This window comes from Streptomyces sp. A01 (assembly GCF_059026195.1).
In genome coordinates, this window is record NZ_JBWLKN010000048.1 from 1 (window position 1) to 16,158 (window position 16,158).

Genomic DNA, 16,158 nt, shown 5'->3' on the forward strand with positions numbered 1-16,158 from the left:
ATCTCCTTGACCTTGTCGTCGAACTGCCGGATGTTGCCCGGGTTGACCCGTACCGCCGCACATCCGGCGTCGATCGCGGCGAACACGTACTTCGGCTGGAAGTGGATGTCCGCGATCACCGGGATCTGCGACTTCTTCGCGATCACCGGCAGTGCCTCGGCGTCGTCCTGCGAAGGGCAGGCGACCCGCACGATCTGGCAGCCCGACGCGGTCAGCTCAGCGATCTGCTGGAGAGTCGCGCCGATGTCCGCGGTCACGGTCGTCGTCATGGACTGCACGGACACCGGGGCGTCACCGCCGACCGGCACCGAGCCGACCATGATCTGACGGCTGACACGGCGGTCGGCGAGCTTGGTCGGTACGGACGGCATTCCGAGCGAAATCGCTGTCATCTGGCGAGCAACCCCATGGTGTGTAGCAAGGTCCCGAGATCGGCGGGCTCCGGCCTTCGAGATTACGGCACGGGGCAAGCACCCAGCACACCAAGCCGCCAACCTCGCGCGAAAGGCGACGGCCGGGCGAGGAGCCCCGCCCGGACTTCATGTGGTTGTCGTAGAAGTGTTGCCGTGCCGAAAGCACGTCGGTTTCTTGCCATGCCTCGGGACGCGCGGCGCACGCTCCGTGGCGGCGGACGAGCAGGCGTGCCGCGTAGTCGCGTAAGACCTGGGACGGCGCTGGCCCGGCCGGTTTCCGGGAGCGGACCGGAAGGCAGCCAGGTGGACCGCCGCACGCCGCCCCGGCGCCGTCAGCGCCGGCTCCGTCAGGTGATCCGTACCGGATTCACCAGGTCCGCGATGAGCACCAGCAGCGTGAAGCAGATGAAGATCCCCGCCACCACGTACGCGACCGGCATCAGCTTGGCCACGTCGAACGGACCCGGGTCGGGACGGCGGAACACACGCGCCGTCTTACGCCGTACGGACTCCCACAGCGCGCCCGCGATGTGCCCGCCGTCCAGCGGCAGGAGCGGCAGCATGTTGAACAGGAAGAGGGAGAGGTTGAAGCCGGCGACGAGGAAGAGCATCGTGGCGACCTGCTGCTGCGGCGGGATGTCGAGGTTGAAGACCTCGCCGCCGACGCGCGCCGCGCCCACGACGCCCATCGGCGAGTCGGCCTCCCGTTCGGCGTCGCCGAAGGCGGCGTTCCACAGGTCGGGCACCTTGGACGGCAGGGCGATCAGCGACTCGACGCCGGACTCGACCATGTCGCCCATGCGGTCCACCGACTCACCGAACGACTGCTGGACGACACCGCTCGCCGGAGCGAAGCCGAGGAAGCCAGCGGTGACGTACTCGTTCTGGACGTAGCCACCGTCACCGTCGGTCTTGGCGACCTTGTTCTTGATGAGGTTCGCCTTGAGGGTCTTGTGCGCCCCGTCCCGCTCCACGGTGATCGTCGCGGGCCCCGTGGTGTCGCGAATGTCACGCTGGAGGGTCTGCCAGTCGGGGGTGGCCTGGCCGTTGAAGGCGACGATCTTGTCGCCGGGCTTGAGCCCGGCCGCCTTCGCCGGGGAGTCCTTGGCGCCCTTGGGGCAGGTGTCCGTGTTGGCCGAGGCGGGGATCACGCACTCCGAGACGGAGCCGACGTTCGTCGTCTGGGTATTGATACCGAACGTCATCATCACGCCGATAAAGATCACCACGGCGAGGATCAGATTCATGAACGGCCCGGCGAACATGACGATCACGCGCTTCCACGGCTTGCGCGTGTAGAACAGCCGACTCTCGTCGCCCGGCTTCAGTTCCTCGTACGCGGCCGACCGCGCGTCCTCGACCATGCTGCGCCAGGGGGAGGTGGAGCGGGCGGTGACCTTCCCGTCCTGCCCGGGCGGGAACATTCCGATCATGCGAATGTAGCCGCCGAGCGGGATGGCCTTGACGCCGTACTCCGTCTCGCCCTTCTTCCGCGAGAAGATCGTCGGCCCGAAGCCGACCATGTACTCGGGCACCCGGATGCCGAAGATCTTGGCCGTCGACAGGTGGCCGAGCTCGTGCCAGGCGATGGAGAAGAGCAGGCCGACGACGAAGACGATTATGCCGAGAATCGTCATCCAGGTCGTCATGCGCGTACCTCCGAGGTTGCTGTCGCCGCCCGTGCGGCCAGTTCCCGGGCGCGGGCGCGCGCCCATGTCTCCGCTTCCAGGACGTCAGCCACCGAGAGCGAGGTTCCATCATGGCTCTTTTTCACCGCACCGTAAGCCAGCCCCTCGGACACCACCTCCGCGACCGTGTCCACGATGCCATTGAAAGCCAGCCGCTCGGCGAGGAACGCGTCCACGCACTCCTCGTTCGCCGCGTTGAAGACCGCCGGGGCGGTACCGCCGAGCTCCCCCACGTGCCGGGCGAGAGCGACCGACGGGAACGCCTCCACATCGAGCGGGAAGAACTCCCAGGTCGACGCCTTGGTCCAGTCGCAGCCCGGGGCCGCGTCCGGCACCCGGTCCGGCCAGCCCAGCCCGAGTGCGATCGGCATACGCATGTCGGGCGGGCTGACCTGGGCCAGCGTCGAACCGTCGGTGAACTCCACCATGGAATGCACGTACGACTGGGGGTGGACGACGACCTCGATGCGGTCGAAGGGGATGTCGAAGAGCAGGTGCGCCTCGATGACCTCAAGCCCCTTGTTGACCAGCGTGGCGGAGTTGATGGTGACGACCGGGCCCATGGCCCAGGTGGGGTGGGCAAGCGCCTGTTCGGGTGTGACAGCCGTCAGCTCCGCCTTGCTACGGCCCCGGAAGGGCCCGCCGCTCGCCGTCACGACGAGCTTGCGGACCTCGGCGCGCGTGCCGCCCATCAGCGCCTGGAAGAGCGCCGAGTGCTCGGAGTCGACCGGCACGATCTGTCCCGGCTTGGCCAGCGCCTTGACCAGCGGACCACCGACGATCAGTGACTCCTTGTTGGCCAGGATGAGCACGCTGCCCGCCTGCAGCGCGGCAAGCGTCGGAGCCAGGCCGATGGAACCGGTGATGCCATTGAGCACCGAGTGGCACTCCGAACCAGCCAGCTCCGTGGCCGCGTCCGGCCCCGCCAGAATCTCCGGAAGCGGCTCGCCGGCGTACCGCGCGGCCAGCGCCTCCCGCAGCGCGGGCACCGCCTCCCGCTGCGCCACCGCGACCGTACGCACGCGCAGCTGATGGGCCTGCTCAGCGAGCAGGCCGACCCGCCCGCCCGCTGCGGACAGGCCGGTCACCTGGAAGCGGTCGGGGTTGCGCAGCACCACATCAATGGCCTGGGTTCCGATAGAGCCGGTGGAGCCCAAGATCACGATGGAGCGCGGGCCGCTCGGGTCTCCGGAGGCGGCAGCGGCCGCGACAAAGGGCTGATGCGGGGTGGCGAGGGAGTCCGTCATCCCCCCATTGTGTCCGCTCCCCTGGGGAAATTGGGCGGCGCACCCCTAGTAGGACTCTGCCATGCCCATGACGCGCGGGACTGTGCGCCGTGCGCCAGGCCCCGTCCGCGTGGCCCCGTGCTCCATCGCCCGTGCTCCATGCCTCGTCCCCCGTACTCCATGCCCCGTGCTCCGTGCTCCAGGTCCCGTCCCCGTGCTCCGTGCCTCGTCCCCCGTGCCCCATGCTCCGTGGCTCCGTGCCCCGTGCCTCGTCCCCGTACCCCATGCTCCGTGCCCAGGCCCCGTGCCCCGTGCCCCGTGCCCCGTGCTCAGGCTCCGTGCCCTCAGGGACGGAGCGGCCGGACCCCGGGTGTCTGTCACACGGGGCCCGGCCGTTTCATGGCGAGCCGGATCGGACGGGCGGGAACGCGTCAGCGGATAGGCCGGTGCACGTTGGCCGTCCGCGTGGGCCCCGGCGTGGCGTCGGCGATCCAGGGACCGTCGTCGCTGGGATCGAGGATGCCTTCCTCCACCCAGGTGTACGTGCCGTTGAGGACACCGGAAACGACCTTCCGGTCCAGCTCGTCGGTGTTACTCCACAACCGGCCGAACAGCTCCTCCACGCGGATGCGCGACTGGTGGCAGAACACGTCGGCGAGCTGATACGCCTCCGCTCCGTGTGTTCCCTCCGTACGGAGCATCTCGGCCCGTACACAGGCCGCGCTCATGGCGAACAGCTCGGCGCCGATATCGACGATCCGGCCGAGGAAGCCCTGCTTGGTCTCCATCCGGCCTTGCCAGCGCGTCATGGCGTAGAAGGTCGAGCGGGCCAGCTTGCGCGCGGAACGCTCGACGTAGCGGAGATGGACGGCGAGATCCCGATGCCCGGACGGGTGGAACTGGGCGTACGACCGCGGCAGCTGCCCCGGGCCCGTCACGAGTTGCGGCAGCCAGCGTGCGTAGAAGCCGCCCGCCTTGGCCCCTGCCCTCGCCTTGTCGCCGAGGGACTTGTCAGGGTCGATCAGGTCGCCCGCGACCGACAGGTGCGCGTCGACCGCCTCCCGCGCGATGAGCAGGTGCATGATCTCTGTCGAGCCCTCGAAGATCCGGTTGATGCGCAGGTCGCGCAGAATCTGCTCGGCGGGCACGGCACGCTCACCACGGGCGGCCAGCGAAGCGGCTGTCTCGAACCCTCGCCCGCCGCGGATCTGCACGAGCTCGTCGGCCATCAGACAACCCATCTCGGAGCCGTACAGCTTGGCGAGCGCGGCCTCGATGCGAATGTCGTTCCGGTCCTCATCCGCCATCTGGGACGACAGGTCGACGACGGCCTCCAGGGCGAACGTCGTCGCGGCGATGAAGGAGATCTTCGAACCCACCGCCTCGTGCTTGGCGACCGGCTTTCCCCACTGCTCGCGCGCCGTCGACCATTCACGGGCGATCTTCAGACACCATTTGCCCGCACCGACACACATGGCGGGCAGCGACAGACGACCGGTGTTGAGAGTGGTCAGCGCGATCTTCAGGCCCGCTCCCTCGGGGCCGATACGGTTCGCCGCGGGAACCCGGACCTGGTGGAAGCGCGTCACGCCGTTCTCGATACCGCGCAGGCCCATGAAGGCGTTGCGGTTCTCGACGGTGACCCCTTCAGCGGCGGCCTCGACGACGAAAGCGGTGATGCCGCCCTTGCGCCCCTCGCTTTTCGGTACCCGGGCCATGACGACAAGGAGGTCAGCGACGACACCGTTGGTGGTCCAGAGCTTCACACCGTCCAGGACGTAGTCGTCCCCGTCCGGTACGGCCATGGTCGCGAGACGGGCCGGGTCCGACCCGACGTCTGGTTCGGTCAGCAGGAACGCCGAGATGTCGGTACGGGCGCAGCGCGGCAGGAACGTGTCCCGCTGCTCCTGGGTGCCGAAGATCTTCAGCGGCTGGGGGACCCCGATGGACTGATGGGCGGAGAGCAGTGCGCTGATCGCGGGACTGACGGAGCCAACGAGGGCGAGAGCTCTGTTGTAGTAGACCTGGCTGAGGCCCAGGCCGCCGTACTCCGTACCGATCTTCATCCCAAGGGCGCCGATTTCCTTCAGACCGTTGATGGTCTCGTCAGGGATACGCGCTTCACGCTCGATGCGGGCACTGTCGATCTGCGTCTCACAGAAGTCGCGGAGCTTGGCGAGGAACTCCTCACCGCGCAGTGCGCTCTCCTGGGACGGCAAGGGATACGGATGGATCAGATCAAGCTGAAAGCGGCCGAGGAACAGCTCCTTGGCGAAGCTTGGCTTTCGCCAGTCCTTCTCCCGAGCAGCCTCTGCCACTTCGCGCGCTTCGCGCTCGGAGACGGACGTTGTGGATGGTGCGGTCATGAGGGCTCACCTCGCCGCGGCGTCGGGGGCATCGATGCCGGCCGGCGTGCGCCCCAGTCCCTTGCCTGGAGCAGCCCTACCGGCCGGTGCTACTGGTCCGTATGTACCCGATCCAGGCAGTGTGTACCAGCCCCCTCGCACGAGTGGCGCAAGACTGAACGGCGCGGCAACGGGAACAGAAGGGGACAGCACACGGAGCACGGAGCACGGGGCAGCGGACCGGCGCACGCAAAACACCTCGGAGGCCCCGGGCGTACACCGGAGCCTCCGAGACAGCGGACTAGCGGACTAGCGGACTACAGATCGATACCCGTCAGAACCATGACGCGCTCGTACGTGTAGTCGTCCATTGCGAAGCGGACTCCCTCACGGCCCACACCAGACTGCTTGACCCCGCCGTACGGCATCTGGTCGGCCCGGTACGAGGGAACGTCGCCAATGATGACGCCGCCGACCTCCAGCGCACGGTGCGCCCGGAAGGCGGTGCGCATGTCGTGCGTGAAGACGCCGGCCTGGAGGCCGTACTTGGAGTCATTGACCGCCTCAAAGGCGGCAGCCTCGCCGTCGACCTTCTTCAGCGTCAGAACGGGGCCGAAGACCTCCTCGCAGGAGAGCGTCACATCGGCCGGCACGTCAGCGAGGACGGTGGGCGCGTAGGAGGCGCCATCGCGCTTGCCGCCGGCGAGCAGCGTGGCTCCCGCCCGTACCGCCTCGTCAACCCACGATTCGACCCTCTTGGCCGCGTCCTCGCTGACCAGCGGGCCCACCTCGGTCGCATCATCGGACGGGTCACCCGTGACCTGCGCCTCGACGGCTGCGACGATCTTCGGTACCAGACGCTCGTACAGTGACGCGTCCGCGATGACACGCTGCACCGAGATGCAGGACTGGCCACCCTGGTAGTTGGAGAACGTGGCGATACGGGTCGCCGCCCAGTCCAGGTCCGCCTCGGAGGAGAAGTCGGGCAGCACGACGGCCGCCCCGTTGCCGCCCAGTTCGAGGGTGCAGTGCTTCCGCGGCACCGACTCCATGATGGCGTAGCCGACCTTGTCGGAGCCCGTGAAGGAGATGACCGGCAGCCGCTCGTCCTGGACGAGAGCGGGCATTCGGTCGTTGGGCACCGGCAGTACCGACCAGGAGCCCGCCGGCAGGTCGGTCTCAGCGAGCAGCTCACCGAGGATCAGGCCCGAGAGCGGTGTGGCGGGAGCGGGCTTCAGGATGATGGGCGCTCCGACCGCGATGGCGGGAGCGATCTTGTGGGCGCACAGGTTCAGCGGGAAGTTGAACGGAGCGATGCCCAGCACGGTGCCACGAGGGAAGCGGCGCGTCAGCGCGAGCCGTCCGACACCGCCCGCGTCGGTGTCCAGACGCTGTGCGTCGCCACCGTTGAACCTGCGGGCCTCTTCCGCGGCGAAGCGGAAGACGGAGATCGCACGGCCGACCTCTCCTCGTGCCCACTTCATGGGCTTGCCGTTCTCCGCCGAGATCAGCTGGGCGATCTCCTCGGTGCGCTCCACAAGCCGCTTCATGACGTGGTCGAGCGCGGCGGCCCGGACATGCGCCGGCGTAGCGGCGAACTCGGCCTGCACGGACACGGAGGCAGCCACGGCCTCCTCGACCTGAGCCTCAGTGGGAACGCTCACCGTGCCGACGTGACGGCCATCCCAGGGGGAGGTGACGTCGAAGGTGCTCTCGCCGGTCGCCTTGCGGCCAGCGAGCCAGAAGGCATGGGTGGCAGATTCATTGGTAGCTGGCACAGCGAATCCCGGCCCTTCCGAAGTGGTGGGGATGGTGCGGTTGTCTCTCACAGAGCGAGTGGAGTCTTCCGGCGTACGGGGCGAAGGCCGGGCTGTCCGGCCGTGCGACACGCACGTCTTGGACCGGCCGGTCCAGTCGGTGCGGGCCTGGCCGGGACTCTTACTTCCTGGGCAGATCGCTCACCGGAGTACTACGACACGCTCTGGCACCCACCGTAGGGGCCAAGGGCCCGCACGGCGTTTGTCCGACCCGTAGCAGTCCTCTCCCGCCCCGTGCCGGATTGGCGCGTCCGGCGAGGCTCGCCGTGCCGCTGCCGCTGCCGCTACCGTCGTCGAGCCGTCGCCGTCACGTACCCGCGGAGGTGGCCTTCAAAGCCAGCCACAGCTCCATCCGCACGTCCGGGTCGTCCAGCGAGCGCCCGAGGATCTCCTCGACCCGGCGCATGCGGTACCGCAGAGTGTGCCGGTGTACGCCGAGGTCGGCGGCTGCGGCGTCCCACTGGCCGTGTCGGGACAGCCAGGCGCGGAGGCTGGCTACGAGATCGCCCCGTCCCGTGGCGTCGTGGTCGTACAGGGCCCGCAGCAGGCCGTCGGCGAAGGCCCGTACGGCATCGTCGGCGAGAAGGGGCAGTACCGATCCGGCCGCGACCTGCTCGTGCTCGACGAGTACGCGTCCTCGACGCCGGGCCACGGACAGCGCCTGTTCCGCCTGGCGGTAGGCGGAGGCGGCCGCGATCGGGCCGGCGGGAGCGGACAGCCCTATCACCAGCCCGTCGTCCGCGGTCTTGCCTGTACGGGCACGCGGCCGCGCCGTGCCGCCGCGCCGTGCCTCGACCGCTTCGGCGTATTCGACGCAAGCCGTCGCCGCGGCTCCGCCGTCGGTGGCGAGCACGATGAGGCGTCCTCCGTCCGGGACGATCAGCACCGCCTCGCCGGTACGGGCGGAAGCCGACTCCACCGAGTCCGCGAGGACCCCAAGCGGGTCGGCGGCGGACGGAGCGGACGTGCCACCAGGTGACGCGGACGCTGCTCCCTGGGACGGTGCCGTGCCCGGCTTCTGGGCAGTGGACGAGCCCGGCGACGAGCGGATGCCCGCAGTGGCTCCAGCGCCCGGTCTCGTCGGTCCAGGCTCGCTGAGACCGGCTGTCGGCCCGGACGACGCCGACGGCACGGACGGCATGGACGACGTGGAGGAAGTGAGCGGCGTGGGCGACGCGTCTGGCTGTGGCGAGGCGGCCCCCGCCTCCGCTGCGGACGCATGGGACGGCGCGGCCACTGACACGTCATTCGCGGTGGGCGAACGGGGCGGGGACGGAGCGGTCTGCTGGGGCTGCTGCGCTCCCGGTGCCACCTCCGCGACAAGCATCCGGAACGGGGCGTCGAGCAACCCGCCGTAGAGCTGACCGGCTACCGCCCGTGCGTGATCGGGTTCGCCCGCGAGGAGCATCCGCAGCACCGCCGCCCCGAGCCGTTGCTCGGCTTCCCGGAGCGCCCGAGAGCGTTCGGTGATGAGCGTCAACAGGGCCACGGCGGAGTGCACGGCGTAGCGTTCGGCGGTTCCGAGTGGTGCCCCCGTGCCCACGGCGAGTACGCCACGTGTGCGGCGGCCGATGCCCAGCGTCTGCAACTCCACGCGGTCGGCCGTGGCGTCGTCGTCGCCCTCCGCTCCGTCACCGACGACGGCGCTCGCGGGGGCGGGGCGGGCCCGTAGCCGCTCCACGTCGGCCGTGAGCCGCGCGGCCCGGCGGGCAGCCCAGTCAGGAGCGGAGGCGACCAACGCGCCGGAGGCGTCGTAAAGCGCGGCCCAGCCGTTGAGGTGGGCGGCCAGCCTGGCCAGCAGAGCGGTGGGGCCTTCGGCCCCGATGGCGGCGCGCGTCAGCTCACGCTGGGCTTCGAAGCCTGAGGAGACCGCCCGGTACTGGTCGGCCGCGATAGCCGCTGAGACTGCCTTGCTGATGGCGATGAACGGCGTACGGCGCGGCACTCCCAGCAGCGGAAGGTCTGCTTCCGTGGCCGCTTGCACGAGTGCCGCCGGCACCTGCTCGTAGTTGACCCCGACCGCGAACCCAAGGCCGACCACACCGGCGGCGACCAGCCGCCGTACGTACCGGCGCATCGCCTCGGCGTCTTCGGCGTCCAGTTTCATCGCGGTGATCAGCAGCAGCTCGCCGCCGTCCATATACGGCACGGGGTCAGGCAGCTCGCTGACATGCGCCCAGCGCACAGGGGTGTCCAGCCGGTCTGCACCCGCGAGCACGGTCAGCTTGAGGGTGGAGTGGTGAACGAGTGAGGCGAGCGTGGGAGGCATGGCACCTTCGTTGCGGCTTCGGAGCGGCTTCGCTTCAGCTTCGATGCGGGGAGTGCGCCGTCCCGTACGAACGGCTCTTTCCGATTCTGCCTCAATGGAGGAATGCCCAGGAAACCCAGATGAGGTAGGAGGCGGTGCTGCCCCGAGGACACACACCGCCCCATGCCGTGTCGTTCCCCCTCAGCCGCTCAGCTCGACAAGGACCGGCGGAGCGCTTTGGCCCCGTACAGACGTAAGCGACAGCACCGCGTGCCCAGCGGGCACCGAGTGCGCCAGTTCGGACGCCGACCAGCGCTCTCGCTCGACCTTGCGTACGGTCACGGACTGTGCGGTCGCGGCCTTGCCCGTCGCCACGCTCCGGATGAAGTGCAGCACCTTCGTCAGCGGCTCATCCGAGATGATCTGCCGGTCCGTGATGTCACGCGTCTCGACCCACTCCTTGCCCCATACCTCGGCGAAGCGCGCACCGTCCCAGGTCGTCAGCCCGGCGCAAGCCATCCGGCAGCCGACCGCACCGAGCAGCGCGCTGCGCAGTGCCTCGGGGACGTCGTCGAGCGTGCGCAAGGTGAGTACGGTGCCCGCGTTGGCGGAGCGGAGGCGCTGTATGCCACGTAGCGCTTCGGGAGTAACGGTGTGTGAGGCGTCGTCGAGGACCAGGCAGGCGAACAGTGACCGGTCGACACGGCTCACCGCGCACTCGGTGAACTGCGCGAGGACGAGCCGGGCCAGCATCCGGGAAGCCTCCGCGTGGCCCCGTTCGGGCAGGTCGATACGGACACGGAGCGGGTGTTCCAGGGCGCGGAGCGAGAACGGGCGGCTTTCCCCCGACGTGTTGAAGAACCCGGCGAAGGCGGGCCGGTCCAGCACCGCCAGCCGCTCCGCGAGGAGCGTGCCCAAGTCCCCCGCCCGGGCGGCCTGGCGCTCCCGGGCGTCGAGTTCACGCGCCTGGGCGAGCTGTCCCGACGCTTCCAGCGCCTTACGGAGGGCAAGGAGGGCCGGAACGGAGCCGTCAAGGAGTTCCCGCAGCTCGGGCACGGAGGGAAAGCGGTCGTGGACGGCGCGGAAGGGGCCGAGCAGCTGAGCGATAGCCGTCGCGGCGCGACGACTGTCGCCACCGGGAAGCGAAAGGGCCAGGTCGCCGAGAAGCGCCTCCGCCAGAATGCCGCCCGCCTCGTCGGGATCGTTCGTACCGCCATAGAGGTCGAGGTCATACGCTGAGTCGGGGCGGCCGATCTTCACGACGACGTCAAAAGCCTCGTCGGGTCCGAGCCCGGCACCCGCCGCCCCTACGGCGACGACCGCCACCTGGCCGGCGAGCGCCTGCAGGCACAGTGCCTCCACAACGGGGCCCACAAGCCGCCCCGTCTTGCCCGACCCGGGCGGACCCACCGCCAGCAGCGAGGTCCCCAGCACTTCCGGGTCGAGAGCGAGCCCGACGCCACGGTGCTGGTACGGATTACGCAAGTCGTCGACGGCGGTACCCAGACGCACCTGCCGGGCGATGAGGTCGTGGCGCGCGATACGTACCGGCAGGTCTCGCGCCCCCGACGGGTGCGCACAGGCCCCGGCTCCATGGCGCAGCACGGTGTCGGTGAAGGCGGCCAGACGGCTGGGCTGGGACCGCACAAACTGCCAGGCCCGGTCGATGCGGGCATGGTCGACGTCGTTCATCAGGCCCGACCGCGCCTCGAAGGCCAACCGCTCAGCAGCGTCCCGCGCCCCGGACCGCCGCAACTCGGGCCACTCGGCGGGGTCGGTTTCGGGGTCAGCGGTCGGGTGGCACGGGTGGGCGGAGGTGTCGTCCCACATACGGTTCAGCACCGGCCCCAACATGCGATGTGCGAGTTCCGGCCAGTGGCCCACCCGACCAAAGAGGGCGATGAACGCACCGGCGATGATGGCGATGTAGATGCCCTGAGCCCACTCACGCGCCAGCTTGTTGCCGTTGCTGAGGTACCAGGAATCCGGTGTCAGCAAGAGCAACGGCCAGAAGAAGTACTTGCCGATGTAGCCGTACCACAGCAACGACCACAACAACCATCCGCACAGCAACGAGATGAGCGCCCCGCTCACCAACCTCCGCGTCGGAATCCGGTCCGGCTCCTCCGCGGGCTTGGGGCGGTGACCGTACGTCCAGATGCCCGGCTCAGCCGGTCGGCGAGGGGTACGGAGCCACTGCAGGAACGGCGGCTGCTGCGGCGGGGCACCGGGGACTGCAGGGCGAGGCGGGACGGGAGGCGCCGCTGGTGCGCCGCCGAGCGGGGCGATGGGCGGCACCGTCGGAGGTGGGGGCGTGTGGTCAGGGCGTCGCGGCGGCCTCGCCTCGCCCGGAGGCGTCGGCTCCAGGCCCGAGTAGTGCGACGGATACGGGGCGGTGGTGGGAGTCTCCGGCACCTGCGGCCGCGTGACGGGGCGCGTAGGCGCCATCGGGCTGCCCGTTGCCGCTGAAGGCTGCGGAGGGGTCGCGCGGGGTGCAGGGGGCCACTCAGGATCGGCAGGGCGGGGCACTGAGTCCCGACGCGTGCCCCGTGAGTCGTACGTGCCCTCGGTATCCATCCGCCGCCCCTTGCCCCCTGACCAGCCTTGCCCGTTGCCCATGCCCACCGCCCAGGCCCAGCACCTGGGCCACACCACCAAGCCACAACCCTGCTCGCACCCCACCGGCACCGCCGCGCCAGTGCCCTCAGCAGAAGCACGCCGGCGCCTGGCCCAAGCCCAAGCCCAACACTCAGGCTCCGTGCTCCGTGCTCCGTGCTCCGTGCTCCGTAGCGCCCCGTGCTGCGACCCATACGAGCTGCGAGCCCACACACGCAGCCGCCAGCCCCACGCCGAGCCAACCTCTTGCCTGCGCCGTGCGGTCTGCCGCTGCTCAATCTAGTGTCCCCACGGCGACACGTCCGTGACCCCGCCCGCAGCCGCGCCCTTCGCGTCGCTATGTCCGACCCGACGCTATGTCCGCCGCGGACAACGCGACACCCGCACTTCTCCCGAACGGAACATGCCCCGCTACCGGCCCCGCCCCTAGCCTGCGAGGTAAAGCCCCCGTAATTCCCTGCGTAACCCCTGGAGCACCTCATGACCGAACTGTCCGGAGGCCCGTCCCTCCCGCAGGAGCGCCGCATCGTCACCGCGATCCCCGGCCCGAAGTCCCAGGAGCTGCTGGCTCGTAAGAGCGCGGCGGTCGCTGGTGGTGTCGGTACGGTGATGCCGGTCTTCGCCGCCCGCGCGGGCGGCGGCGTCATCGAAGACGTCGATGGCAACTCCCTGATCGACTTCGGCTCCGGCATCGCCGTGACGTCGGTGGGTTCGAGCGCGGAGGCTGTCGTACGCCGCGCCTCCGCGCAGCTCGCCGACCTCACCCACACGTGTTTCATGGTGACGCCGTACGAGGGTTACGTGGCTGTTTGTGAGGAACTGGCCAAGCTCACGCCGGGTGACCACGCGAAGAAGTCGGCCCTGTTCAACTCGGGCGCCGAGGCCGTGGAGAACGCGGTGAAGATCGCCCGCGCGTACACCAAGCGCCAGGCCGTCGTCGTCTTCGACCACGGCTACCACGGCCGCACGAACCTCACCATGGCGCTCACCGCCAAGAACATGCCGTACAAGCACTCCTTCGGCCCGTTCGCGCCCGAGGTCTACCGTGTTCCTGTCGCGTATCCCTACCGCTGGCTGACGGGCGCGGAGAACTGCGCGGAAGAGGCCGCCGCTCAGGTCATCGACATGATCAGCAAGCAGGTCGGCGCGGAGAACGTCGCCGCGATCATCATCGAGCCGGTGCTGGGCGAGGGCGGCTTCATCGAGCCCGCCAAGGGGTTCCTGCCGAAGATCGTCGAGTTCGCGAACAACAACGGCATCGTCTTCGTCGCGGACGAGATCCAGTCCGGCTTCTGCCGCACCGGCCAGTGGTTCGCGTGCGAGGACGAGGGCATCGTCCCCGACCTGATCACGACCGCCAAGGGCATCGCCGGCGGTCTCCCGCTCGCCGCCGTCACCGGCCGCGCCGAGATCATGGACGCGCCGCACAGCGGCGGCCTCGGCGGCACCTACGGCGGCAACCCGGTGGCCTGCGCCGCGGCGCTCGGCTCCATCGAGACCATGCGCGAGCTGGACCTCAACGCGAAGGCCAAGCGCATCGAGGAGGTCATGAAGGGCCGCCTCGGCGCCATGCAGGAGAAGTACGACATCATCGGCGAGATCCGTGGCCGGGGCGCGATGATCGCGATGGAGCTGGTGCGCTCGGGCTCCAAGGACCCGAACCCGGAGGCCACCGGGGCGCTCGCCAAGGCGTGCCACGCCGCCGGACTCGTCGTTCTCACCTGCGGTACGTACGGCAACGTCCTGCGCTTCCTGCCGCCACTGGTGATCGGCGAGGACCTGCTGAACGAGGGCCTCGACATTCTCGAAGAGTCCCTCTCCCAGCTCTGACCGCCGAGGGCTGCGGAGCCGCGCCATGCCGGAGCGCCCTGGCGAGCCCCGCTCCCTGGGGCTCGCCAGCGGTCAGCAAGCCGTGGCGCCGTCGCACGACGCCGTCACAGGACGCCGTCGTCGGCGTGTCGTAACGGACACGCGCACGCGCACGCGTCGACACTCGTCACTCGTACCGACGCCCACGTGTGCCGACGTCGTCCTGCCCGGCGGCCCGCGCCTCGCTACGCGAACGAGGCGCGGCAGCATGGAGGGCAGCGGGGCGCGGAGGGCGGCGGGGGCGTGTGGAGACCGTAGAGACGAGGGCCTCGTGAAGAAGATGTGCGGGGGCCATGTCGGACAGGTGATCCACCTGTCCGACATGGCCCGCCTGACGTACGGTTCCCGCAGATGAGAGAAACACCTCGCTCGCAGGGGACTGCGAGCGACGCCGGCCCGGTGCATCCCCAGCCCCGTTCCGGACGCGCCTTGGCGCACACCACTGGAGTCTCTGGCTCTGGATCTCCTCACCGATCGGATGGCCGCCCGCCCCACACCCCCCGGGGCGCGCGGCGCCCCGATCATTACGGCAGCCCCGGAACCACCCCCCCTGTTCCGGGGCTGCCCCTCCTCTCCTCCACGGTCTTCCTCTCCTTCCTTCTTGCCGTCGCGTTGTGCCTCGCGCTGCTCACCTGGCAGGTAGCTGATGACGGTCCGCTGCGCGGCCTTGACGAGCTATGGGGGCGCTCCGTGGCACAGCCGGGCGCCGTCCCCGCTGGTTTCTCCGCCTCGTCCGTGACGGAGGCCGCCGCTGAGTTCTGCGCCGACCTTGGCGGCATGGCCATCGTCGTGCCCGTGCTGGTGGCGGCGCTCGGTTACACGGTATGGCGCGGGCGCCGTGCCCAGGCGGCCCGCTGGTGGCTGCCGCCGCTGACCGCTGTGCTCGCGATGGCGGCGGTACCCGCGGTCGTCGCGCCGTTGAAGGCGCTGCTCGCGCGCCCCGGCCCGGACGGTGCGCCACTGGCGGACGGCAACGGCTACTACCCCTCCGGCCACGCCGCCACTGCCGCCGTTGGTTACGGCGCGGCGTTCCTGCTGATGTTCTTCGCCTGGGCCAGCGCGCGCCGACGGCCGCCGCCCACGCCGCACGCCACCGGCGCCGCCGTGGAGGCGCGCGTCCCTCCTGCGAGCCCGGGTGCGACATCGGCGCCGATCTGCGACTCCCGCTCCGTACGGGGCGGGCACGCGGCATGGTGGTGGGGGCTCAGCGTGGTGTCGTTCCTGAATCTGGCCGTCGGCATGGCACTGGTACGGCGCGGCTACCACTGGCCGCTGGATGTCCTGGGAAGCTGGTGCCTGTCCGTTCTGCTGCTGGCTCCCGTGGCCTGGTCCGTACGCCGGACCCTGAAGGTCAGCCGCCCTCCTCGCGACCTGGCGCCGCCGCCTCATGCATCGCCAGCTCCAGCAGAGCCGGATCAGTGAGCGTGCCGGAGCCGTCGGGCGTGACGAGCCAGCGCACCCCGCCTGTGGCGCGGCCCGGGTAGGGCACCACGACCCAGGCTCCGTGCCCCGCGCCCCGTACCCCCGTCGCGACCCACCGGGACGTGGTTCCCGGGGGGACGAAGAAGCCGACCTTCGCGTCGCTGAAGTCGGCCAGCACGGGGCCGGGCCGCTCGACACGGCGGCTCAGCACGTCGTAGGTCGGGCGGCCCAGCTCCCCCGGCATGATCAGTACGTCCCAGAGCCGTCCGGCGGGCAGCAGCGTCACTCCTAAGGGGTTGCGTTCCCACTGCCACCTGCAGGCGTCGGGATCGGGTGCCGCTGATGCCAGCCACTGGACCGCGCCCTTCGCTCCCGTGTCGCTCATGCCTTCTCGCCCTTTCCGTTTCCGCCTGTTCATGCGTCTCACAGAAGGAGAAGGGGGAGTCTGCCAATCCTTACTCGCGTTGCAGCTGCCAATCAGTGGCGGGGCTGCTCGCACCGCCGGGCATCAGCG

10 protein-coding genes are annotated in these 16,158 nt (G+C 69.9%); 2 read left to right on the plus strand and 8 right to left on the minus strand.

Annotation, left to right across the window (positions count from 1 at the left end):
- From AC5P1B_RS34325 to AC5P1B_RS34355, 7 genes are all read right to left on the minus strand, one after another.
- A partial coding sequence (locus AC5P1B_RS34325) for a flavodoxin-dependent (E)-4-hydroxy-3-methylbut-2-enyl-diphosphate synthase (RefSeq protein WP_493891936.1) occupies positions 1–392 on the minus strand: 392 nt, incomplete at its 3' end.
- A 368-nt stretch (positions 393–760) separates the two neighbouring features.
- Positions 761–2,062 (minus strand): M50 family metallopeptidase, encoded by a 1,302-nt coding sequence (locus AC5P1B_RS34330; protein WP_493891937.1) that lies wholly within the window; start codon positions 2,060–2,062, stop codon positions 761–763.
- Complete coding sequence (gene dxr, locus AC5P1B_RS34335; protein WP_493891938.1) at positions 2,059–3,348, minus strand: 1-deoxy-D-xylulose-5-phosphate reductoisomerase; 1,290 nt, start codon at positions 3,346–3,348, stop codon at positions 2,059–2,061. Before dxr ends, AC5P1B_RS34330 begins: the two co-directional genes overlap by 4 nt.
- A 410-nt stretch (positions 3,349–3,758) precedes the next feature.
- On the minus strand, positions 3,759–5,693 hold the full coding sequence (locus AC5P1B_RS34340) for an acyl-CoA dehydrogenase family protein (protein ID WP_493891939.1): 1,935 nt from the start codon (positions 5,691–5,693) through the stop codon (positions 3,759–3,761).
- A 296-nt stretch (positions 5,694–5,989) separates the two neighbouring features.
- Positions 5,990–7,450 (minus strand): aldehyde dehydrogenase family protein, encoded by a 1,461-nt coding sequence (locus tag AC5P1B_RS34345; protein WP_493891940.1) that lies wholly within the window; start codon positions 7,448–7,450, stop codon positions 5,990–5,992.
- Positions 7,451–7,796: 346 nt separating this feature from the next.
- Positions 7,797–9,758 (minus strand): PucR family transcriptional regulator, encoded by a 1,962-nt coding sequence (locus AC5P1B_RS34350; RefSeq protein ID WP_493891941.1) that lies wholly within the window; start codon positions 9,756–9,758, stop codon positions 7,797–7,799.
- A gap of 180 nt (positions 9,759–9,938) precedes the next feature.
- Positions 9,939–12,314, minus strand: a complete 2,376-nt coding sequence (locus tag AC5P1B_RS34355; RefSeq protein ID WP_493891942.1) for a type IV secretory system conjugative DNA transfer family protein — start codon at positions 12,312–12,314, stop codon at positions 9,939–9,941.
- 519 nt (positions 12,315–12,833) lie between these two features.
- On the opposite strand from AC5P1B_RS34355, the gene gabT reads away from it, so the two are divergent.
- Together gabT and AC5P1B_RS34365 are read left to right on the plus strand one after the other, a co-directional pair.
- Positions 12,834–14,183: a 4-aminobutyrate--2-oxoglutarate transaminase gene (gabT, locus tag AC5P1B_RS34360; RefSeq protein WP_493891943.1), complete on the plus strand. Its 1,350-nt coding sequence runs from the start codon at positions 12,834–12,836 to the stop codon at positions 14,181–14,183.
- Between the two features lie 729 nt (positions 14,184–14,912).
- Complete coding sequence (locus tag AC5P1B_RS34365) at positions 14,913–15,644, plus strand: phosphatase PAP2 family protein (protein ID WP_493891944.1); 732 nt, start codon at positions 14,913–14,915, stop codon at positions 15,642–15,644.
- On the opposite strand, the gene AC5P1B_RS34370 is transcribed toward AC5P1B_RS34365, so the two are convergent.
- Positions 15,574–16,029 carry a hypothetical protein gene (locus tag AC5P1B_RS34370; RefSeq protein ID WP_493891945.1) on the minus strand — a complete coding sequence of 152 codons (456 nt, stop codon included), beginning with the start codon at positions 16,027–16,029 and terminating at the stop codon, positions 15,574–15,576. The two genes, AC5P1B_RS34365 and AC5P1B_RS34370, sit on opposite strands and share 71 nt — an antisense overlap.
- Positions 16,030–16,158: the final 129 nt, after the last annotated feature.

What these genes read in the sequence shown, in the direction of transcription:
- gabT (WP_493891943.1), top strand. Translation starts at nt 12,834, where the DNA reads ATGACCGAACTGTCCGGAGGCCCGTCCCTCCCGCAGGAGCGCCGCATC.
- AC5P1B_RS34355 (WP_493891942.1), bottom strand. Translation starts at nt 12,314, where the DNA reads ATGGATACCGAGGGCACGTACGACTCACGGGGCACGCGTCGGGACTCA.
- AC5P1B_RS34370 (WP_493891945.1), bottom strand. Translation starts at nt 16,029, where the DNA reads ATGAGCGACACGGGAGCGAAGGGCGCGGTCCAGTGGCTGGCATCAGCG.
- AC5P1B_RS34350 (WP_493891941.1), bottom strand. Translation starts at nt 9,758, where the DNA reads ATGCCTCCCACGCTCGCCTCACTCGTTCACCACTCCACCCTCAAGCTG.
- AC5P1B_RS34340 (WP_493891939.1), bottom strand. Translation starts at nt 5,693, where the DNA reads ATGACCGCACCATCCACAACGTCCGTCTCCGAGCGCGAAGCGCGCGAA.
- dxr (WP_493891938.1), bottom strand. Translation starts at nt 3,348, where the DNA reads ATGACGGACTCCCTCGCCACCCCGCATCAGCCCTTTGTCGCGGCCGCT.
- AC5P1B_RS34330 (WP_493891937.1), bottom strand. Translation starts at nt 2,062, where the DNA reads ATGACGACCTGGATGACGATTCTCGGCATAATCGTCTTCGTCGTCGGC.